The 23,554-nt window shown below is 26.4% G+C and carries 15 protein-coding genes; 6 read left to right on the top strand and 9 right to left on the bottom strand.

Features of this window, described 5'->3' with window-relative positions:
* Positions 1-43: 43 nt before the first annotated feature.
* Genes D2846_RS01510 through D2846_RS01485 form a run of 6 tightly spaced genes read left to right on the top strand, consistent with a single transcriptional unit; the run spans position 44 to position 6,465 of the window.
* Positions 44-1,948, top strand: coding sequence for an ABC transporter permease (locus D2846_RS01510; protein ID WP_117275163.1), 1,905 nt, complete (start codon positions 44-46; stop codon positions 1,946-1,948).
* Positions 1,948-2,658, top strand: coding sequence for an ABC transporter ATP-binding protein (locus tag D2846_RS01505; RefSeq protein WP_117275161.1), 711 nt, complete (start codon positions 1,948-1,950; stop codon positions 2,656-2,658). The genes D2846_RS01510 and D2846_RS01505 overlap by 1 nt, the downstream gene beginning before the upstream one ends.
* Complete coding sequence (locus D2846_RS01500) at positions 2,636-3,853, top strand: aromatic motif membrane protein (protein ID WP_117275159.1); 1,218 nt, start codon at positions 2,636-2,638, stop codon at positions 3,851-3,853. Before D2846_RS01505 ends, D2846_RS01500 begins: the two co-directional genes overlap by 23 nt.
* On the top strand, positions 3,843-4,670 hold the full coding sequence (locus D2846_RS01495; protein ID WP_117275157.1) for an aromatic motif membrane protein: 828 nt from the start codon (positions 3,843-3,845) through the stop codon (positions 4,668-4,670). Before D2846_RS01500 ends, D2846_RS01495 begins: the two co-directional genes overlap by 11 nt.
* Before the next feature lie 9 nt (positions 4,671-4,679).
* A complete protein-coding gene (locus D2846_RS01490) occupies positions 4,680-5,672 on the top strand; it encodes an aromatic motif membrane protein (RefSeq protein ID WP_117275155.1) in 993 nt (330 codons plus the stop codon).
* Position 5,673: 1 nt separating this feature from the next.
* Positions 5,674-6,465, top strand: coding sequence for a hypothetical protein (locus D2846_RS01485; RefSeq protein WP_117275153.1), 792 nt, complete (start codon positions 5,674-5,676; stop codon positions 6,463-6,465).
* A 34-nt stretch (positions 6,466-6,499) separates the two neighbouring features.
* On the opposite strand, the gene D2846_RS01480 is transcribed toward D2846_RS01485, so the two are convergent.
* The 9 genes from D2846_RS01480 to D2846_RS01440 form a co-directional block, all read right to left on the bottom strand.
* Positions 6,500-6,964, bottom strand: a complete 465-nt coding sequence (locus D2846_RS01480; RefSeq protein WP_117275151.1) for a hypothetical protein — start codon at positions 6,962-6,964, stop codon at positions 6,500-6,502.
* A gap of 126 nt (positions 6,965-7,090) precedes the next feature.
* Entirely contained in the window at positions 7,091-17,134 is a 10,044-nt protein-coding gene (locus D2846_RS01475) for an SGNH/GDSL hydrolase family protein (protein ID WP_117275149.1), read from the bottom strand.
* Between the two features lie 228 nt (positions 17,135-17,362).
* Positions 17,363-18,577: an MAG3720 family protein gene (locus D2846_RS01470; RefSeq protein WP_117275147.1), complete on the bottom strand. Its 1,215-nt coding sequence runs from the start codon at positions 18,575-18,577 to the stop codon at positions 17,363-17,365.
* Positions 18,578-18,598: 21 nt separating this feature from the next.
* Complete coding sequence (gene rsmH, locus D2846_RS01465; protein ID WP_117275145.1) at positions 18,599-19,501, bottom strand: 16S rRNA (cytosine(1402)-N(4))-methyltransferase RsmH; 903 nt, start codon at positions 19,499-19,501, stop codon at positions 18,599-18,601.
* Between the two features lies 1 nt (position 19,502).
* A complete protein-coding gene (locus D2846_RS01460; RefSeq protein WP_117275143.1) occupies positions 19,503-19,940 on the bottom strand; it encodes a division/cell wall cluster transcriptional repressor MraZ in 438 nt (145 codons plus the stop codon).
* Between the two features lie 154 nt (positions 19,941-20,094).
* Complete coding sequence (locus D2846_RS01455; RefSeq protein WP_117275141.1) at positions 20,095-20,769, bottom strand: potassium channel family protein; 675 nt, start codon at positions 20,767-20,769, stop codon at positions 20,095-20,097.
* Between the two features lie 7 nt (positions 20,770-20,776).
* Positions 20,777-22,516 (bottom strand): potassium transporter TrkG, encoded by a 1,740-nt coding sequence (locus tag D2846_RS01450; RefSeq protein WP_223211527.1) that lies wholly within the window; start codon positions 22,514-22,516, stop codon positions 20,777-20,779.
* A 128-nt stretch (positions 22,517-22,644) separates the two neighbouring features.
* Positions 22,645-22,887 (bottom strand): YneF family protein, encoded by a 243-nt coding sequence (locus D2846_RS01445; protein WP_117275137.1) that lies wholly within the window; start codon positions 22,885-22,887, stop codon positions 22,645-22,647.
* A 399-nt stretch (positions 22,888-23,286) separates the two neighbouring features.
* Positions 23,287-23,535, bottom strand: coding sequence for a hypothetical protein (locus D2846_RS01440; RefSeq protein WP_117275135.1), 249 nt, complete (start codon positions 23,533-23,535; stop codon positions 23,287-23,289).
* Between the last annotated feature and the right edge of the window lie 19 nt (positions 23,536-23,554).

Genomic DNA, 23,554 nt, shown 5'->3' with positions numbered 1-23,554 from the left:
TAATATATATTACTATTGAGTAATATATTAAAAAAGGAGTAAAATGAAAGCATTTTTTAATTATGTATTTTTTATACATAAACTTATATTAAAAAAGAAAAACACAATCATAATCCCGATTTTATGATTTGTAGTTTCAATTATTTTAGCAATAACTTTAGGTGTTGTTAATTTAGAAGAAAAAGTAAAACCATTAGTGTTTTATGTATTTATTTTTATTGAAGCATTATTAACAGTTTTATTTGCTTCAATAAAGTCTATTAATATATATAAAGACTTTGAAGAAGAAGGAATTGAACTTCTTACTTTATCAAAACCGATTTCAAGGAAAAAGATTATTTGAGGTAAAACTTTAACAAATACTTTATTTGCAATTTATTGATCATTTGTTATGGCTATTTCAAACATAATTATTTTATTAGTTATCAACGATTTAAACGTTGTATTATTAACATTTGTTACTATTCCTGTCGTTGCTATTTCATATATTTTATTTGGTAACTTAAGTTCACTAATTGCATTCAAAATGAATGCTAAAGTAGCTATTACAGCTCCATTAGTTGTATTTAGTCCTCTTGTAATTGGTGGAACAATTCTTTCAACAAGAAGCACATCAACAAGTAATAATGTTGCATATTATTTAAATGCACCTTACACAAACCACACTTCAGGCAATGTTCCCAACTTAGAAAAATTCTATTTAAATAATAATCAAGATAATTTTTATGTAATTCCTAACGGATACAATAAAAATGAATTTAGAGATGATCAAATTAAATATTTATCTAAAGCATATGAATTTTCAAAAGACTCAGCTTTATATTGACAAGTTTATTCATATTTATCATTACCATACCAATTTGTTGATTACTTTAATTTAGATAACAAATCAATTTCTGATGCGTTTGGTTCAAACAATTCAAATAACTTAAAAAATTACTTGTATTACAAAAATAATGACACATATACATATAACTATGATTTAAATAATAATGTTGCTTTAAAACAATATAAAGTAACTGATAAAGTTATTAAAAAACAGGATAATAACGGTAACTATGTAAAGGATCAAAACGGTCTTGATATTATTGATTCTAGAGTTAATAAAGTTGCTTACTTAGTTCCTGGTTCACTTAAGTCATATTCACACATTGATAACTTATTAAATACAAATATTATTTATGCTCGTGAAAACGCTGAATCATTCAAAATTGAATTCCCAGAAGATAAATTTGTTCACTCAACATCAGACAACTTGGTTGGTGAGCTTAAATGAGATTACATTAAAGAACTTTTAGAAAACAAAATTTTCATTTATTATGCTCACCAAATTGTAAAAAGTATTAAAGAAAACTTAAAAGAAATTGATCAAGATAATAAAGAAGAAGTTAAATCAATTATTTTTAGAACATTAGAGACATTTTTAGCAGATAAAAACTTTGAACTTTTAAGAGTCCATGACATTAACTCAATAGTTTTAAACTTCGACTCATTAGAAAGTAAAAAAATTAAAACTCTTAGTGAAAAGAAAATTTATTTAGCTACAGCATTTATTTATTACATTTATTTAACATATAACAATTCTTACTTAACTGATGCACTATTATTTAATGTAGCCAACCAAAACGAAGATCCTCATTCATATAACATTTTAATAGATGATTTCAGATACAACATTGGTGGTTATGGATCATATACAGCAAAGCAAGAAATTCAAGTTATTCCTAGCGAAAGAGACGAAGATAAAAGTGATAGAAAAGTAATCATTAGATATGACTTACAAAAATCAGATAACTATTTATTCCAGCCACTTGATCAAGTATGACAAATTTCAAGAAACAAAACTCAAACAGTTGATAAAAACTATTACTTCTTAATTTGAATAGCACTTGGAACAGTTTTTGTTCTATTAAATAACAAACTATACTACAAAAAGGATTATAGATAATGAATAATAATATTTTAGAAATCAAAAACCTCTCAAAAATATATAAAAACAATAAAGAACAAACCGGTATTTTTGACTTAAACTTTGCTGTTCAAAAAGGTTCTTTTCATGCATTTATTGGTGAAAATGGTGCAGGAAAAACCACTACAATTAAAAGTATTATTAGCTCATATATCAACTATGATGGTGAAATTATTTTAAATGGTCACAACATCAAAAATGAAAAAAGTAGAGCATCATTAGGATATATTCCTGAAAATGCAATTTTCCCAAAAGAAATCACAGTATTTGAGTATTTAAAATATCTCGGGCTTTTAACAGGACAAAACAAGAAAGAGTTAGAAAACAAGATTAATGAAATGTTAAAAGAATTTGATATTGAAAACTTAAAAAATAAAAAGCCATACAACTTTTCTTCAGGTCAAAAGAAAAAAATATTATTAATTCAAGCTCTTTTAAATGACCCGGAAATTATTATTTTAGATGAACCAGCTGCAAACTTAGATCCAACTGGTAGATATCAATTATTCTCATTACTTAAAAAACTTAATGAACAAGGTAAAACAATTTTTATTAGTTCACACATCTTAAGTGAAATAGATAAATATGTAGATTCTTTAACTTTAATTCACAAAGGTCACATCGTTTATTCTGGACCAAAACAAAAGAGTTTAGAAGATTTATTCTATGAAAAAGTTATTAAAAACTAGTTTATTATTAGCTTCATTTGTTACAACTTCAGGCGTTTTAGTTTCTTGCTCAACATCTAAAAATTATCATGAAAGTCAAGAAGCAAAAAGCCCTTATGCAAGTTTAATAAGAGAAGATAATAAAGTTAACCCAATACTAAAGGAATTTACATCACAAACATTCTTTAAGAATAATTCAAATTCAGAAAATGAATTTTATAACCAACAATTATCAATTGATAAAAAATTCTATAATGAACTTAATATTTCCTTAACATTTGCACCTTTATTTATACCTAGGGTAACTGACGGAAATGTTGCTACAGAGTTCACCTTAAAACAAGCAATTAGATCATCATACATAGTTGAAGAAACTTTATCTCAAAAATGATTATGATACTTAGAAAACATTAAAAACTTCACATTTATCTTTAATAACTGAAATAGTTTATTCAAAGATTATAGAAATATTGAAAAGAAAAAAGATCTTACAGATCAAGAAATCTTTAAAAAAGTTCAAAAAGAAAAACGACTTTTAAAAACATTTGAAAATTATTCAATCATTCAAATCACTAAATCTCACATAATTGAAAGACTTAAAAGTGATGAATATAATAATTTAAGAATTCAATTTGTAGTTCTTAAGAGTGAAAATAATAATTATGCATTATTACCGTTTTTCTTATATGAAATCGCTAATAACGAAACTCAAATTTTAGTTACAGGTGATATTTTTAGTTTTAAAAATCAATTAAGTAATGTTGAAGAAGTTGCTAAAAGCTTAGCAAGCTTAATTTCGCAAGGTAGAAAATACTTTTTAAAACTCACTTTGGATTATCAAGAAAACTTAAATGATCTTGAAGATATTGAGTTAGAGATTAAAGAAATTGAAAAATGAATTAAAATCAAAGAAAATCCTTCATCTAATGAATCAAGTAATACCGATGTAGAAGATGAAGATGAAGATAATGAATATAAAAACTTAACATTAGAAGAATTAAAAGCAAAATTACAAGAAAAGCAAAATCAAATCACAAATAGTAAAGAAGATATTCAAAACAGATTTACACCTTCATTTAGAGATAAAAACTACTTAACAATTTACAATGAAAATAGTTATATGAACTCATTTTATTACGCAACAAATGAGTTTAATAAAGCAAATTCAGATAATGAAATAAAAAGATACACATGAGGTTACATAGATGAAAAATAAGCTTAAATGAATTTTTGCATCATTATCTATGATGCCTATTGTTAGTGTTTCTTGTGCAAATTATGAAAAGCAAGGCGAACTTAATTCATTAATCGGTGATGAAGATGTTGTTAAAAGTGTAAATGAAACTAATAAAGAAAAAACTACATCAGAGATTCTTAAAAAAATCTTAAGTGATACTTTTAAAAATGATAATGTCAAAATAGTCGAATATGTAAATCAACAAAAAAACGATGCTGATGAAATACTCAAAGAATTCCAAGTTATTTCTGAAGGTTTTAAAACAACGGATGATAAAAAAACATACGCAAGCGCTCAACATGAATTCTTCAATAAAAACTGATACTTTATCTTAACTAACTTAGATAAATTACAATTTAACTTTATTGAATATATTACAAAAGACTTGTCGAAAAATTACTCAACTTCAGAAGAATATAAACAAAAAGTTCAATTCAAAGAAGGTCATAAAGCGATTAAATTTGACAATTCATATTTAGATGAAATTAGAGAAGGTAACGAGGCTCAAGAATTAGGTGATGCAACTGTTTATTATGTTAAGAAAAATAAACTTGTGTTTAGAATTGTAATTAGCAACCTAAAAGGAAAAGATGGAGATCCTCAAATTTCATTTAGACCACTTAATTGATATTTTGCACATTCAAGTGCTATAACAATTTCTCTTGCATTAATATCAGAGGTTGTGCACCAATTATTTATACATGGATATGAAACAGGAAAACAAGACTTTGAAGAAGTTATGGTAAAAAACCAAAAATATGGTTCGCCATCTTTTGTTTTCCCAACACTAAAATAAAGGAGCGTTATGAAAAAACTTTTTAAAAAACTATTAACATTTTCTGCAACTATTCCTTTAGCTTTAGTCGTTTCTTGTTCACACAATTTAAATGATTATTCAACAAAGGATAAACAACTTGAAAGCTTAAAATCTGTTGTTGATTATAAAGATAAAAGCGTTAATGAAAAATGAGATTTATTTTTACAAAGACCTCACATCAACGCAATATTAAATGCTGTTTTTAAAGATAAAGAAACAAAAGATAAATATATTAAATCGCAAAAAGCACTTGGTGAAGAATATTTCAAAGAAATTAAAGAAGCCTTAAGATATGCAAACAATATTGTTTTCCCATACGATAAAGGTGAATCATATTTTGATTTTAAAACATTTAAGTACATTTCAACTAAAAACTATTTAGTTAGTTCAGGTAGTGAAACATTAAAAACACTTTATAATGAAAACTGATTATTCTTTTTATTCCATCTTGATAGATTTGTTTTTATTCAATTCCCAGACGTTGCGACTGATATTTTAGAAAACAAGGAAATCATCGATGAAATTGAATCAAACAAAAAAGTATTTAATGACTTTTATAACCCTGAAAGTAATGAGATCATCGACTTTGTTATCCAAAGATATAGTTATGAAAAAAGTGATGATTATGATGACGAAGATGAAAAAGATCCAAATAAGGTGGATGAATATCTATACCAAGATCGTATTTTTATGTTAACTAAAGACGGAAGAATTTTATGATTCCAAGTCGCTGGTAATGAAACATTGAATACCATTTCAACAAGCTTAAAACCTAATTTACATAGTTGATTATACTCATACCCAAAACTAATTAAAAGTCCTGATAAACTTGCAGAATTTGATCTTAAAAAATATATTGAAATAGCAAGAGAATGAGGTGACCCTAATTATCGTAGAGCTAGTGTAACTAGAAAAACAATTTTTGCTGATGAATATGGTAAAAAAGAATTTAGATATACATTAGTAAATGTAAAGGAATAATATGAAAAAATTACTTTGATCACTAAGTTCATTTGTAGCTGCACCTATTGTTTTTGTTACTTCTTGTTCTAATGAAAAACAAGAAGTAAAAGGAAAAGATGAAAACCTTGAGCAAGACACAAATGTTAAAATGGTTTTAAAAGCTTTTGATATAACAGACTTTAATGTAACGGTTAACCAAAATGGCTTAAAATGAAGTGAATTTAAAGATGAGTTTAATAAACTTGATATTAGTTCACCTTCATATAATAAAGAGTTTCAAAAATTACTTCAAAAAAATTGAGCATTATTAATTGCGAATGCAAAATTATTTAACGTAGCACAAATACCTAATAATAAATGATATTTACACCCTGAGTCAGAAAACGCAGCTTATAATCCTCTTTATAAACACAGTATTGGTCTTGTTAAAATTCAAGATGAAAAAGCTGTGCAACATGCTCATATCACATTCCCAAGTACCGTTAAAGTCTTTACTTTAGCAAGTGGTGTATCCAAACCATTTACATCTGAAAAAGATGGTAATAAATCTGTTTATGTAGCGTTTAATAAAATGCTCTTTAGACTTTATTTAGTTGATGGAAAAATTAATGTTGATTCAGAAATTATTTACTTTTTAAATGCAACAAATGTAACTCCTCGCGCAATTAGTTCTGAACAAGAATTCTTAATTATTCAAAGATATATTAATCCAAAGCTAAGCGATATCACTCAAACTCTTTTGACAGAGTTTGCTGATAAATTCATTTATGAAATTGGTGTACCAGCTAGAGCATACTTAAAATTAAAATAATTAAAAAACAGACTTGTAAAAGTAAGTCTGTTTTTTAATTATTAAAAATTGATTTATAAAATAAAAGTTGTGAAATTGGTCAAATAACTAATGGGATTAAACCAGCAGAAATTAAATTTAAGTACTCTCAATTACTTGTTCGAAACCCTAACGCTAGATAAGTAATTAATATTGTTAGCCCAATTAAGAAACTTAAAAATACAAATAGTTTTTGAACCTTTTTATTTTCATTTAACTTAACTTGATTTTTATTTTTTAATAATCAATAAGGCATAATTAATAATCTTTTATATCATTTAAGATCACTTTTAATAATAAGTAAATTAAATAGTTCGTTAATTAATAAAAGAGCTAAAAACACTGGTAAAACTGTTTTGTATAGCAAACTTGAATTGTACAATTCTGAAACTCTTAATGATAAGAAAATTCATAGCATAAAGAAAATAGATAAAACAAAGTTAACTGCTAGTGAAAAATGAATATGTTTGTAACTTTTCATAAAACTCCATTCGATGCGTTTATTATACATTATTAAGGAATTTACAAAAAGTTTCTAGTTTAATAATTTGGTATAACAAAAGAAAAATGCCATACTTAAATATGGCATTTAACTTATGATTATTAATTAAAAACTACCTTTTTTAAGTGCATCTAATAATGCATCAGTCATTGTTTTACCTGTGTGACGATCAAGGTTATTTTTTCTATAGTAAATATATGCGAATAATTGATCTTTTCAGTAGTTTCTTAAGTTTGTTGAGATACTTCTATTACCCACAACGAAGTCTCAATTATAGTTCCCTCTTCAGTCAGCCCCAATTACTTGTTTTTTTCAATTAGGAAGTGAATTGAATTGGTTTGGATATCATCCTTTTGCTGTTAAGAAGGCATCATCAAGTGCTGAAACAAAGATTGTTTCAACGTCTAATGAAGTACCATTTCAGAACTTAAATCCACTAACTGCTTTATCATGTACGTATCATAACATTAGAGTTGAAAGTCTGAAGATTGCTTTATAATGCATGTTTGCTTTTGGTTGATCAAAGTTATAGTTGCCCTTTGCAGCTTGATATATCATGTCTCTATAAATAGGTCTAAATAGTAATGAAATAAGCTTTTTGGTTCTTTCTACAACTGTAAAGATACTTTCATCAAATGTGAAACCATATGAATCACTTGATTGGCTACCTCCACCGTTATTAGATGATGAAGATGTTTCATTTGATGAGTGAGATGAATTATATCCAGGTATTAATTGGTTTTTAATTGTTGCATAAATACCTGTCATTTGTTTTCTATCACTTGATTCAAATAATCTAGTAATAAATGTTACATAATTATTATCACCGATTCTATCAAGCATGTATTTTAAAAAGTCATATTGTGAGAGAACTTTACTAAATGAAATATTTCTATTATCCTCTGTTAAGATTAAGCTAAAGGCACCATTTGAAATTGCATCTTTAACTAATTTAATATTTTCTCTTTCGCCTTTACTAAAATCAATTGCTTTGATGTTTTCATAGATTTTATCAATGATTGTATTAAGCTCTGGACGTTCTGCAAGTGTTCTAAAGAATGAATTAATAATGTTTGATAATAATCTATGATCATCACCAACTGTTTCTAACATGAATCCTGAGTTTCTTAATTTTGAAATTAAGAATTGTGCAGCACCTTGTACTAATTGTGTATCTGGATTTGTTAGTGTTGCTTTAATTCATCTTGTAAACTTAGTTTTTAATTCTGCAGATTTAGGTGTTTTTAATAATGTATTTAATGCTCCTAATCAGCTTTGATTTTCATTATAAACATTTGCTCTTTCAATAAAATCGTTAATTGAAATTTTTAATGCATCTCTTAAATCTGGGTTTTTGATCGCGAGAACAATCATATTATTAATTAATTCAAGGTTAATTGGTGAATCTTGTTCGTTTGTTACAAGTAAACTAGCAAGATTTAAGTCATTAATAACTTTTCTAATTTTTGTTTCATCATTCAAGAAGTTTGTAATACCTTCTAATACTACTGAAAGTACTTTTTCTTTATTATTTTGTACTAATGGATCATTAACTAATTTCTTAATAAAGTTGAAGTTTGCAGGTGTTAATTCATTTAATATTCTATCTTTTGCATGTGATAGAACATCATTGATGCCTTCATTATTTTTAATTTCTTCAATTAAAATGTTAATTGTTTGATCAAATACACCTGATCTATTTAATAAGTCACCAAAATCATTTGAAATCACATTGATTAAGTGTTCAGCATGTTGATTGTTGTGAACATTAATGAATCTAAATAATTTATTTAACATAGATCTTAATGATGACTTAATGTTATTTTTACTTAATCCTTTAGTAATAATTTGTTTTAAATTATTTTTAAATGATGTTTCATTATCGTGGTTTCTAAAGTATGTTCTGATTAATCCAGAAATTGTTGTTACTTCATTAAAGTCATCAATATTGTCGATAAAGTAATTTGTTAAGTTACCTATAAGATCTCTAAGATCTGGTAATTGTGCAAAATCATTAATTACATTTGCGAATTGTTCACCAGATACAAAGTTTTCATTAATAAATGCTTTAATTTGATCGTTAAATGATTGTCAAACTAGTTGACCAGGGTTAAGTTCACTGAATAAAAGATTTAGAGTATTTTTAAATAAAATTCCAAATTGTGATTTATTATTTCTGATCCCTTCTGTTTTAACAATTTCTTTTAATAAGTTAATTAAGTTAGCTTCAAATCTTGGATTATTAATAAATTTGTTAATTGTTGTTTGAAGTGAGTTAGTTAAAAGTGTTGTATCAATTGTTTCATTAGCTTGAAGTTTTTTAAATACTTCATCAATTATATTATCTGATATTGAAAGGTTTTTGTTAACAACAGAGATAATACCGAAAATGTTGCTAATTAAGTTTTCTGGATTAGTAATATCTTTTAATAATGTTTTGTATTTTGTTTTATTGATTTCAGTAACAAATATTCTTGCACCAACTTGTGAAAAATCTCTACTTTCAAGCACAGTTTTAATTGTGTATTCAGCAAATCTTTTTAGTGTGTTTGTTAATGGTTCGATATTGATTAATTTATCAAATAATTCTGAGTAGCTATTTGCTTCTTTTAATGTATCTCAGTTATTTAGGATATGAGTAATTATGATTAAAATACCTGTTTCAAAAGCCGGAGCTTCTTTAAGTGCTTTAAGTATTAATTTAATATCTGAATTTCTAACACCATATTTGCTTACAAAAGGTACTTTTAATACTTGTTTAACAAGGACTTCTTGTCATTCTTCTGAAGCCATGAATTTATCAAACAATCTTAAAGCAATAGCTGAAACTTCACTTTTGCTCTGTGTTACTCATGAAAATCTGTTTAAGAATGCTTTAAGATATTTGTAATCTGTTAAATCAAATGATTTTGATAATTTTAACTTAACATTTGCAAGAAGGTCATTAACATTTAATGAAACCTTAATTTGTTCTGCAACAATATCAATTATTCTTGGGTATAAATCAATATCCTTAGCAAACGGAATTATTGAATTTGTTACATTTCTAATTAATATAGTTTTGTCAAACCCTCTTAAGTTAATGTCGTATTTTCTAGCGAAGTTCTCAACTAGTCTTAACATTACAGCTGGTGTTTTGGGATCTGAAACAAAACCATCTACAAAGGTATTGATAAATGATTTAATTAATCTTAAAACATTTGGTTTAGCCATTAATGATTTAATCAATCTAAATGGATCATTAATGTGATTCAATCAGTTTGTATCATTCAATAATTCAGGTACTATGTTTGTAATTAAGTTGTTTAAGTTTTCTTTACTTAAAACAATATCAACTAACTTTTTAAGTGTTGTTTTGTCTAACACTTCAAGTGTATCTGCTGAAAGATTTAAATCGTCAATAATACCATAAGCAATTGTTTTTAATGTTCCTTTATCTTTAAGTCCAATTAATAATTGTGCAATTGTTTTGATAAGGGCTGGTTTGTTGTCTTTAATAAATTGAATTTCTAAAAGATTGTCAACAAATGATTTTGGATCACTTGTGACTTTATCTTTCATAATTTTTACTATATCAACTGAGATAGTTGAAAGGGTGTTAATCAGCTTTTCTTTATTATTACTTCTTGAAGCATGTTTAAGTTTTTCGAAGAATTTCTTAATGATTGGTTTGAGTAAATCTGTTTGGTTTAATAATGTATCAAGGTTTCTTGATAAGTCTCTAATAAAGACATCGATTCCCCCATCATTTGTATTAACACCAAAGTTACCTAATGTTTGTTTTAATAATCTATAAACTGAATCATTAACTTCATTTCTAGATAAGATATCTTCCATTAATCCTAAAACATGTGTTTCAAGGCTTTCAAGGTCTAAGATAGCTAAAACTCTCTTAATAATATCAAAGTATGAAGTTACATCATTAAGTGTTGAAAGGTTGTCAAACACCCTTTTAATTAAGTTATCTAAAATTGAGTGGAAATGAGTATTTCCTAAAACAAAGTTTAAAAGAACTTTTAAGTCTGAAATCTGGATATATTGAGTAATTTTGTCTTTTTGAGCCTTGCTTAATGAATCAATAATTTTATTGAATGATTCTTTGTTTCCTAAACTCTCTAAAGCGTTAACAATAATTCTTGATAAGTCTTCTTTATTTTGGTTAAGTAGTTTAGAGTTAACTAATTCTTTAACCATTTTTACAACTTTAGCTTCAGCACCTTCTTCAGAGTTTAATCTATCTTTTAATGATGAGCCAAAGCTACTTAAAAGACTTGTGATATTAAATTGATATCCATTTTCTTTTAAGTGTTCAAACAATGTATCGAAAATGATTTGATTTAAGCTTAAGTTATTATCAAAAATGTCGTAAACTTCAATGATGTTATCTGCGATTCTTTGTTTGTTTTGAACACCTTTAAAGAACACACTGAATAATTCGTTATTAAGAACACTTAAAATAAATGACTTAATATCTTCTTTGAATTTATCATTGTTAACTACATCATTAATTAATGCAATTAATTTTTCTCTTAAAGCAGGTTTAAGATTTTCGATACGGAAAATTTGTTTAATTAAATCATTGTATGAGTTTGCTCCTCTTAATGAATCTAAGTTGCTTAAAACATGGTCTGCAATGATTTTTATTACATCTTTAATTTTGTCGTTTGTTAATACTTTAGTAATAAATGATTTTAAGTTAGCTTCTTGAATACCTAACGATGATGAAAGTGAATTTAATGAAGCATTTTCAAGTAAACTATTAATTGTTTCTTGTGTTAAGTATTTATTAAGAACTTTTTCAAGAACATGTTTAACAAATTCTCTTTCACTTGATAAGTAATCTGAACTTAAAATTGCTTTTAATAATTGGTATTCACTTAAGTTTAAGGCATTAATTGTTTTTTTACCAATTACATTTTTAAATGTCTCTAAATCAACAATTTTACTTACTTCTTCATCTGTAAATGAAAGAACATTATTAATGATTGTTGAAGTTGAGCTATAGTTATTTACATGTAAGATAAATGCTCTTAATTTATCAAATTGCTCTTTGTTTAGTTTTCTATTTGTATCAATTAAATTATTTGTAGATAAGAAACTATTGATTGGTTCTCATAATAAATCTGTATTTTCTATTACATGTTCTGCAAAGAATTTAATTAAGCGAAGTGTGTATGGTTTGTTGTGTGTAAAGACATTTGATCTGAATACAAATGAAATAATGTCATTCATTTTTTCTTTAGCACGTGTAACAAAGATATTATTAACTTCTGATACAAAGTTTTTAAGTTTTTGATTTAAATCATCATTTGTGTTTGTTAATGAAATTGCTTCAATAAACTTGTCTACTACTTGATCTTTAACATCCAAGATTTCTTCAAGTTTGAAAATATCTGTTAATAAGTTATTAAAGAATGAGCTTGTTTGAACTTCATCATATACACTTGGATGATTTTGTTTGATGTAGTTTGTTAATATTTTAGCTACAAGCCTTCTTAATGTTGGGTTAGTTTTAACTTTATCAAATAAGTTTTTAATTAATGATTTTAATTGTTCCTTATCAAGATTGATTAAGATTACTTTTAAAATTTCATTAAAGTTTTGAACTTGACTGAATTTATTTTCATTGCTTACTAAGTTTGTTAATTGACCAGAAATATAGTTTTTAATTTCTTGATCTTCAAAAATATTTATAGCTAATTCTGTAAGTTCTGTTATTTCTGTTAAATTACTTAATGAATTATTTGTTCCTTCATTAACAAGGTGTAAAACACTTTCTAAGTTTTCTCTATTTAATAAGTAATGGTTGTAAATGTTTTTTACAACTTGCACAATGTTCTGTGAGTTATCTCTAAAGAATTCATTACTTAGTGATCTTAACACTCTTGTGAAGTTTGATTCTAAGTTTCGTCCTTTAAGCTCAGCTACAAATTCATCTACAATTGATTTAGTTAATGTTTGTGGAGTTTTAACATTTAATTTTGAGAATGATTCAAGACCTTTGAATAAGTTAGGAATTACATTTAAGTGATCAAATTCTTTTAATAATGAACTATAAACGTTTTCGATAAATCTTTCTTTATTTGTTACTTCATTTAAAATTCATGAGTACTCTTCTTTTGATTCAAATGAAAGAATTAAGTTGACTACAATTTTCTTAATTGTTGTATCGTCTTTAATTGCTGAAATAAATGCTTTTAGATGTGATTTAACTGTTTCTAAATAGTCTTTATCAGCTAAAACAATATTTAAGTTATCAATTGCAGAAGTTGATTCTTTAAATCTATCTAAGTTAGCAAACATAAAGTCTACTGATTTATCAAGAATTGCTCTAAAATCTTCATTTTGTGTTACTTTTGTAAATGTTGCTTTCACTTCATCTTTAGTTAATGAGTATGGGAATTTGTCTGGAAGTAACTTAAATGCTGTATTTACAAATTTGTTGTCTTGAATTCTTGTAATGAATTCTTTTAAGAACTCTTTTAATAAATCTCTATCAAAATTTAAGACTGTTGAGTTCAATACTGCACGGTAAATTTCAGAAATTGATAAATCAAAGATATCACTCATTTTTGAAGGTAACTTTTTAACAATTTCTTCAATATTTTCTGAAACTGCTAATACTTCAAAAATAGTATCAATAAATTGATCAAATTTGTTTGTTGCGTTAAGAACTTCAATAATACTTCTTGTAGCGTTCTCGAATAATACTTTGTATTTTTCATCTACTTCAAAGAAGCTTCCTTTTGATGTTTCAATAACTGCTTTCGCAATACTTCTTTTGTATGAACCAGAAGCTAATACTTCTTTAACAATTGGTTTAGAGTGTGCGATTAAAGTATTTTTTAATTCTCTATTTGTGATTAATGCATCAAATAATTCTTTTGGTGAAGTTACTTTATCTAAAAGTGATTGGTTGTTAATGAATGTTTTAATTAACTCTTCAAGTAATTCGCCTAAGTTTTCATTGTTAACTACCATTAAAGTAATTAATCTCACTTCATCTTTATCTACATATTTATTAAAGTCATTGATTTTTAAAATTTTATCAATGTTTGCTTCAACAACTCCTGCTCAATATCCTCTAGCTTTAACATCATTGAATACAACTTTTGATAATAATGCAATAGCATCAACGTTATTTCTAACATATGGCTTAGCAACTAGTTTTTTGATTAACCCAATTGGATCATTTAAAAGATGTTTGCTTAAGCTTTTTGAAATAATGTCTGGTAATTTATCAAATTCTTCAATTGCATTTTCTGAATTTCTAATAGTTTTAATGAAATCAAAAACATCAGTAATAAATGGTTCAATAAAGTTTAAATCATCAATAATTGCTTTAGCATCATTTGATAGATCATCAAAGAACTGTTGAGCTCTTGGATCAACAGGAATATTGTATTTTGTAAAGAAGCTTGTAAAGATGTCCTTAATTAAGTATGGGAAATCTTTTGAATCTTTAATTGAGTTAATTAAACCTGAGATATTATTTTTAACTTCATCAAGATCTGTGTGTTCAAGAACTTTAATAATAATTTCATTTGTAGAAGTTACATTTTTAAATGCATCGTGATTTTCAATTGTTGAGTCGACTGCTCTTGAGAATAAGTTTTTAATGTATTGCCCACCAAAAACAACTTGACTAAGTCTTTCGAAAGCTGCTGCTGAGAAGTATCTTGTAATTCTTCTTCCTTCAACTGCATTTCTAACAACTGTTGATAGTGAAGCAAAGCTTTGTGACTCTAAGTAATTTGTAACTAATTGTTTTAATAAAGGTTTATTATTTTCAATTAAATCTGAATTAGAAAATGTTTTTACTAATGCTACAAAGTTTTTGTTAAAGTTTTGTCCACCAAATACTTCATTGAAAGTTGCTTTTAATGAATTTGAAATTAATTGTGAAAAGTTTGTAATTCCATGTACAGGTAATTCATTAAGAAGATTTTTAATTAATACATTTGTTAAATCAAATTCATTATTTAAACCGTTTGCTAAGCTTAATAAATCATCAACTGCTTGAACAATTTGTTCTTTTGTGATTTGGTTTGTTAAGTTTTTGCTTTTTAGAACATTGTACAATAAGTTACCAAAAATTTGCTTAACTTTCTTGTTTTCTAAAACATTCTGTAAGTTTTGATTAATTAATGTTGCAATTTCTCTATTATTTGCTTGATTTTTGAAGAACGATAAAATGAAATCATTTATTGATTCGATTTCAGCAAAGTCTTCTGAATTATAGATGTATACATCAACAAATTTTTTGATTAAGTTTACAAAGTCTTGAGAACCTAATAATTCAGCAACCAATGAAGTGATTTCTCCTTCTTCGAAATATTCACTTCCAACTGTTTCAAAAATTGGCTTTTCAACTATTTCACTAACTTTTGCACTATAACTTTTGAAAAAGTTGTCAATAATTGTTTTGAATACATTTGCAAGTTCTTCTTTGTTATTACTTAATAATTGGCTTTTTGAAATAACTTTAATTAAGTAAGCAATATTATCTAAATTCACAAAATTATCAATAAATATTTTTGTAAATTTCTCAAATGTAATATCACCTTGCTCAAGTGAAGCAGAAAGTTGGTTTTGAATGTTTGCAAAAATACTTTCAAGTTTTCCTGAACTCATTACCTCTTGAACTAAGTTAACAAGAGCAGGTGTTCCTAAGTGATTGTTATCAACTAATAATTGTTTTAATTTTCTTTCAGGGTCAAGTTCATTGTAAATTGCATTATCAGTTAAGAACTCAACAAATTCGACAACAAGGTATTGGAAGATATTTGAAAGTTCAGAAATTCTTTTGCCAAAGTTAAATGGTGATCTTTGTGTCTTAACTTCAATTTCGTCAGCAACTTCATGATTTAAATAATCAAATGTATTGCTTGCGCCTATTGCTTCTTTATCACTTAAACCAACTTCGATTTGGTATTTGGATGAGGCTGCATCTTTTAAAATGTAATCTTTATCAAAATCATAACCTTCATAGTATTTTAAGTTAAGGTATGGTTTTGTAATTTTTAAATATAAATCAAGCGCAATTTTTTTGTAACCTTTTGTACCAGGGTGAATGTCTAAGTAAATTGAAGAAAGGTCTTTTACGTTTGCATTTCAGAATTTATTATTGTATGTTTGAATAAAATTAATTGATGTAATCTCTGCAACTTCTTGTAAGTTATCGTTAATAATTTCAATAAAGATGTTTGAAGCATCCAATTTAACTAAGTCTTGAAGTAATTGGTTTGAAACATATTTATTTAAAACATTAAATAAAAGTTGCATTGGGATCGGATATGAAATTAAGTTAATGTTTGCCTTAGGGGCAAGAGTTTTTAAATTACTAATAAAAGTGATTAATCTTTTTCTAATTTCAGGTAAGCTATCTTTAAATAAATTATTAAAGAAAATAATCGCGTCATTTAAAAGGGGTTTTTTGTCCAGGAATTTTTTAACAATTTTTAAGGCATCTTGTGTTTTAACTGAGTCTAAAATTAAGCTAAATAAATCGTTAGCTCCTAATGTGAATGTAACTAAGTTAGCTTCTGCTAACTTGCTTTTTACTTCATTTTTAAATTCTTCTTTGTTAGGGAAGATGCTTGTGATTACTTTATCAGAAACATCTTTGCCATCATAGTTCATTTCGAATAATTTAATTCAGTCAAGAACTCTTGAACCTGAGATAGCAAAGTTATCATATGATTGAACTCTTCCATTAACATTAAGCATTCTTGCTAAAAATGAAGGATAAGAAAGTCCAGAAATTGAACCATCAACTTCTAGTTTTCCTTTATAGTCTTTTGGTAATGTACCATCAAAACCAGCTGTTAGTGAGTCACCAAATGCGACATATTTGATTGGTTGATTCTTACTAATGAATTTTAATGATCTACTTCTAATGAAGTTTCTTTCTTTTGGATTCGAGATATCACCACTATCTACAAGTGATTCTATTCCTCCAACTCTACCACCGATTATTGGATTAGTTGGTAATCCAGGAACTTCTACACCATCTCCTGGTTGAGTGACTTTAATATCCTTACCACCCGATGAAATCGGCTTTGAAGAGCCTGGTGCATTACATGCTGTAAGCACCGAAGCACTCACAAGCAAGGCGAAGACTGATGTTAAAACTTTTTTACTTTTCATAATTTTTACCCCTTTATTTTAACTTCATATTATATACTTAGTATATAATACCACAAAAAAAGAAAAATTTACACGTGTGAATATGGTGTAAAAAAAAGGTATAAAAAAACAAAAATTAGAAAGCTAATTTTTGTTCAATTAATTACCTCATTTGTGAATAATCGGCCTACAATATAGATACAAAAGTTATGAAAAGGATTAAAATTTGACTGATCTATACTTTAATAATTAAAGAATTTTCTTAGTATATAAAAAACTAAATATTGATGAAAGAAAGTTCATTTTAAGTTTTTTATCAAATAACTTCTCTAATACAATTTCTGTTGTAATTGTCTTATTTTGAGATCTAATTGTCTCAATTTTTGACATTTTGTTAATGAGAATTGAAGTTTTGTACTCAATATTTTTAGCAAAATCAATGTTTGTGTATTGACTTTTTTTATCAAATATTAAAGGTACATTTGCTGTTTCTAAATCTTTACTTATTTGTTTAAATAAATGATTAAAGAATGTGTTTTCTGTAGTTGTGAATAATACATCAACAATATTAATTTTGGATTTTATTTGTAAAATGTAATTTGTTAGCATTTGAGCTAAACGCTTGTTAGTTAAGTTAATATTTTCAGCAATCTTTTGATTAATTATTTCCATTTCTGTATTTGCGCTTTCAGAAATATTTTTTTCACCTAAAAGATATTTTACTCTGTATTTAACTTCATTTGATAATATTTGAAACTTTTCACTAAGGAATTTCAAATAATTGTTATAACTAAAATTTATTAATGAATTCTTAATAATTATCCCGTTTCTAACTAAGTTAATCGCAAGATAATTTTCATTTAAATCAATTAAAAGTTCAGGTTTTTCTGTTCTATTTTCGCTAGCTAATATTTGTGAGCTGTTCATGATCTTGAATTTACAGCTAATTCTTCTCTCAATTTCATTGAGATCAGCAACTAATTTTGAAAGAAAAATATCTACTAATTCACTTCTTTTTAAGAATAAATTTGATGTATGAATTATTATTTGTTCATAGTCTGTGTTTTCCGGAAATTGACTATAAGTTTTTGAAATCCCATTATTTATTAATTGAAATTTGTATATTTCAGAATTTATTATTCAATTTTCGTCAGTTTGTTTTAAAGATATATTGTTTTTACTTATAAAATCTTCATATGATAAAGTTTTTGTTTCTTCTAAAACATATGTGTAATTCTCAAAGAAATTATCTTCAAAAATAAAATTTAAAAATACTTTTTCTTGTTTATTTCTTGAAAATGAATCAAGCTTATTTTGAATTTTTTCATTTAATTCATTTAACGAATTAAATGATATATATTCATTTTTTTCAGCTTTAATAAAGCTGTTATTTTTCTGAAGGATTGAAGATATGTTTAAAAATGTTTTAGAAATGTTAAAAGTAACAAACATTTTGTCTTTCATATCTACCTCCATATTATTTTTTTATAAACATTTTTTTATTATTCTTAATTTTGCACTTTTAGATCTCTTATTTTCTTTGATTTCATCATCTGATGGTAATATTTGTTTAATTTGATACTCTTTCTCAACCTGAATTGGCATCTTATCAGGTATATTTGAAACAGTAAGTTTTTTAAAAAAGTTTTTAACAATTCTGTCTTCTATTGAATGGAAAGTTATTATTGAAATAACGCCACCTTTATCAAGAAGTTTCATCGAATCATTAAGCATTGTTTTTAATGAATCAATTTCATTATTTACTTCTATTCTTATTGCTTGGAACACTGCTTTTGCAGGGTTTTTTGCTCTTAATAATGCTGCAGGATATGCACTTTTGATAATATCAACTAATTCCAAAGTAGTATTAATAGGACGTTTGGAAACGATAGCCTTAGCAACTTTTTTGAAAAGCTTTACATCAGCGTAATCTAATAAAATTTGTCCTAATTTTTGTTCAGAATATGTGTTAACAACGTCAAGAGCACTAAACTCTTGATCTTTATCCATACGCATATCTAAAATCGCATCTTTGTTGTAGCTAAAACCTCTTTCAACTTGATCAACTTGTGGCGAAGAGAATCCTAAATCAGCTATTATTCCGTCTACTTTTTCAACACCAAGAGCCCTTAATTCTGATTTTATATTTTGGAAATCACTTTTAATTAAGGTATATTTATCACTAATTTTTGATAATCTTTGATCCGCCATTTTTATAGCGTACCCATCTTTATCAAAAGAGTATAAATGTCCTGTTGTTAATTTTTCAAGGATTTTTGCTGAATGTCCCCCCATACCGAGTGTTAAATCCACATAAATACCATCAGGTTTAATCCCTAGGCTATCTATTGTTTCATTTAACATAACTGAATAATGTAATTTATCCATTTTATTTATCAGAAAGATCTTGAGCAATAGCCGCTAAATCATCGTGACTATATTGACTTTCGAAACTTTCAAGTTTTTCTTTTGATCACATTTCAACAAGTGAACCGGCACCAACAAAAATAATTTCTTTTTGGATAGCAAGTTTTTCAACAATATGTTTAGGTAAACTCATTCTATTCATGGCATCAAGTGTTATTTCGAAACTATTACCTAAAATGGTTCTAGTTAAAATTCTTGTTCTTTTATCAAAAGAACTTTTGTCTTCTAGGATTTTAATATATTTCATAAATTCTTCTTTTGTGCGTAAATCAGCATTTCCGTCGAATCCGATTGAAACCATAAAATTTGTTCCTAAGTAATCTCTAATCGCTGGCGGCAAGATAACTCTGTTCTTATCATCAGCATTTCGAGAATGTTGTCCATAAATTATATTTACCATTTTTTCCCACTATCCTACCAAATTTTACCACTAACTTTTTTAGGCACAAATATTTTCATAATTTTTTTCAAAAAAATTTCAGAAAAAATGAGTGTTATTTTATAAAAAAAACAAGCCAAAAGCGGCTTGAAAATTTTATTATTAATTATATATATTATTGTGTTTTGTTTAATCATTCAAAGGCAGCATTAACATCTGAGATTTCTCCGATTAAAGTTAATACGTCATTTTCGTGTATTTTTGATGAACCTGTTGGACGAATACTTTTACCTTTTGATTTAATTAAAACTAAAGTAACACCTTTTTTATTAAAGTCGATGTCTTTAACAAATTTTGAATCAAGGCTTTTGTTTTTAACAACAGTAGTCCCTATAACAAAATCATCTCCAATTTCTTGTAAGTTTTCACTATATTGTAGAAAGCTTTTGTTAGCCGCGATTAAAGCGGCTCTTTTACCAGCTTCAAATTCTGGGTTGACAATAATTTCAACTCCAATTTGTCTTAAAACTCTAGCATGTCTTGAACTTGTTGCTCTTGCAATAATATTTTTAGCTTGGATTTCTAATAATGCAGCAACAATTTCTATATTTTCAGGAACAACAACAACTATTGTTCCGATTTTATCAACTCTATTAGCTTTTAATAACTTAACATCAGCTGCATCACCAATAATTAAATTTTCAATATCATCTTTATATGATTTTAAATTTTCTTCATCTTTATCAATCAGTGTTAATGTTTTACCAAGTTTAAGTAATTGGTCAACAACAGCTTGACCAAAACGACCTGATCCAATAACAGCTATATCATCTGAATATCTAACTTTCATTTTTCTCCTATCCTATAACAATGTCCGCTGTGACATATTCATAATTTCTTTTATTTGAATTTTTACGTTTTCACACAAGTAATGTTGAAGAAATACCAAATTGACCGATGAACATAACAAAGATTAATGTAATTTTTGAAGCTATATTAAATTCTTTTGTTACACCAGCTGATAATCCAGTAGTTCCAAAGGCACTAGCTACTTCAAATCAAATATGTTCTGATTCATAGAATGAATTATGAACATCTTGACCATTATTAATTGAAAGCTCATTTGTATGAATGTTTCCTCCATGTAAATCAAATGAAGTAAAACAAATTAAAGTTGCAATAATTAAAATAATCAATGCAATGACAAATACCTGAACTGACATAAAAACAGTTTTGGGTTCAATTGCTCTTTTAAACACTCTTACTCTATTTCTACTTAAGATAACTGAAATAACGCTTAAGATAATAACAGCAAAGGTTGTGGTTCTAATTCCTCCGCCTGTTGAAGCAGGAGCTGCACCTATAATCATCATTATAATCATAACCATGATTGAGCTTCTTGTGAAGTCGCGCATGTTAACGGTTGCAAATCCTGCACTCCTTGTTGAAAGTGAAGAGAATAAAATTGCAAAGACTTTATGGAAGTCATCTCCATACATGTAACCTTTAGATAGGTAAAATTTTAAAGTCCCTGTTTCAGTTTCTGTATTTAAAAGATCAAAAAACTCCTTTGCAACTTCTGTTTTTAAAACGTTTTTATCTTCTAATGTTACTAAGCTTAATAATTCTTTATATGTTACAACTCCAAGCTCTGAGTTGTTTTGTTTGTATTGTCCAACAACTGTAACTCATTTTGTATAGTTATCAATTAAGTTGTTTGGAACATAAACTTTATTTCATAATGAATTAGCTGTTGTTGATGTATATTCAAAACCAAAGAAGATTAAGAAACCAACAAGGAAAACTAAAAAGTATGTTAATGTTGAAACTTTTGTGAATAATGAAAAACGGTATTTACCAGCTTTTCTTTTAATAATGTGTTTAAAGAATCTATGAATATCATAAATTACCGGATAACCTAGACCACCAATGATTAAAAGCACAATAAATCAAACTTGTAATGTAATGTTTCCGTAATATGGCATTAATGAATTGCCGGATATGATATCAAAACCAGCATTATTAATAGCTGAAATAGTATGGAAAAAACCAAATCTAAACGATAATTCTCAATTGTATTGTGGATTAACAAATTCACCTACAACTTGCTCGATTCCATAAGTTGATGTTGGTTCTGAATAATAAAAGTAAAAACTCATACCAACACCTGAAAGCAAGGAAGTGATTAAAATAAAAGTTACTGATGATTTTAAAACGTTCGAAATTTTATTAACATCCTCATGACCCCTTTCATGTTGGATCATTTTTAAGGTATCTAATGAAGTAACTTTTTTCTTGAAAACTAAGTTAATCAAGAAGAACTTAAGAGCAAAAATCCCAATTCCACCTGACAAAATTAAAATTGCAATAACCGCTTGTCCTAAAATATTTCAATGAGAATATGTATTTTTAACAACTAGACCTGTATCACTGAATGCACTAGCTGTTGTAAATAAAGCATCAACATAGTTTTGTGCAGTAAATCAATTTGATTCAGGATTTTGTTGTGTATATGGACTTCATAGTAAAAGACTTGAAAGCGAAATTATTAAAAAATAAACTAATAATAAATATTTCAGTTTAGAAACTTTTTTCATGTACAAGAAAAATCTTGAAAAAAGTTTCGTTAATTTACTATTGCGAATAAATCTTAGAAAATGTTCCATAAACTCCTTTATAAAATAAAAAACTCATTATTTTCATAATGAATTATTATAAAAAATTATTAGTTATCTTTTGCATTTTTCATTGAACGCATGATTTGTCTAATTTGTGTTTCAGAAGCTTTTCTTCCCATTTGAGCAAACATAACACGGATCATTTTTTCATTTACAGGTGGATTTTCTCTTAATTGTTTTTCAAAGAAACGTTTTGTTAAAAAGAAAGTTACAATAGCAGCAGTAGCTGCAACACCTATAACCACCATAATTATCATTAAAATAAAGTATCCTGTTCCTAATTCAACCATTATTCCTCCTTAAGTAATTTATTTATTATACTATATATAAGTAATTTAATTATACTAAACTTATTTGATGAAATTACATTTTTAAGTTAATTTAATATCTCTAGCAATATTTGAATATTTTGTCTTGTTTTTGTGTTTGTTGGATTATATAAAAATATTATCAATAAAAAATATTTGAAGATAAAAAACATGCACACACATGATTTTTGTAGTTTTATGAGAATTGTACTTTATTTGCTTTGGAAATTAAAATCGAATAAACAACAATAGCAAAAATAAAGAAAACAATTTAAATATATGATCCATTTATTACAAGTAGCATGAAAACAGAAATTCAGTTTAAAATTGCTAGTATTAATCAAAGTACAAATAATTATGCAAAATGTTCATTTGATTTACTTAATTTTCAAGCTTAATAGAACCTAAGATTGATAATACAAAAATTGCAATTCCTGCAGCTATTGAAAAAATTAAAGAAACGGTTCTTAAAACACCTGAACCCGCAAGTCTGGCTATAGCAAATTTTGTATTATTACAAGACACGGCCGCTAAAGCAGAAGTGCCCAATAATATTCCAAAAATTATCGCAATACCAATTAAAAGTAAACTGATTTTTGAATACTTTTTAAGACTTTGTAAATTTTCCATTTTTTTCGTTTTATACTTC

It is taken from the genome of Mycoplasmopsis edwardii (assembly GCF_900476105.1).
In the GTDB taxonomy this organism is placed as follows: Bacteria; Bacillota_I; Bacilli_A; order Mycoplasmatales; family Metamycoplasmataceae; genus Mycoplasmopsis; species Mycoplasmopsis edwardii.
This window is presented reverse-complemented; position numbering and strand designations above follow the sequence as displayed.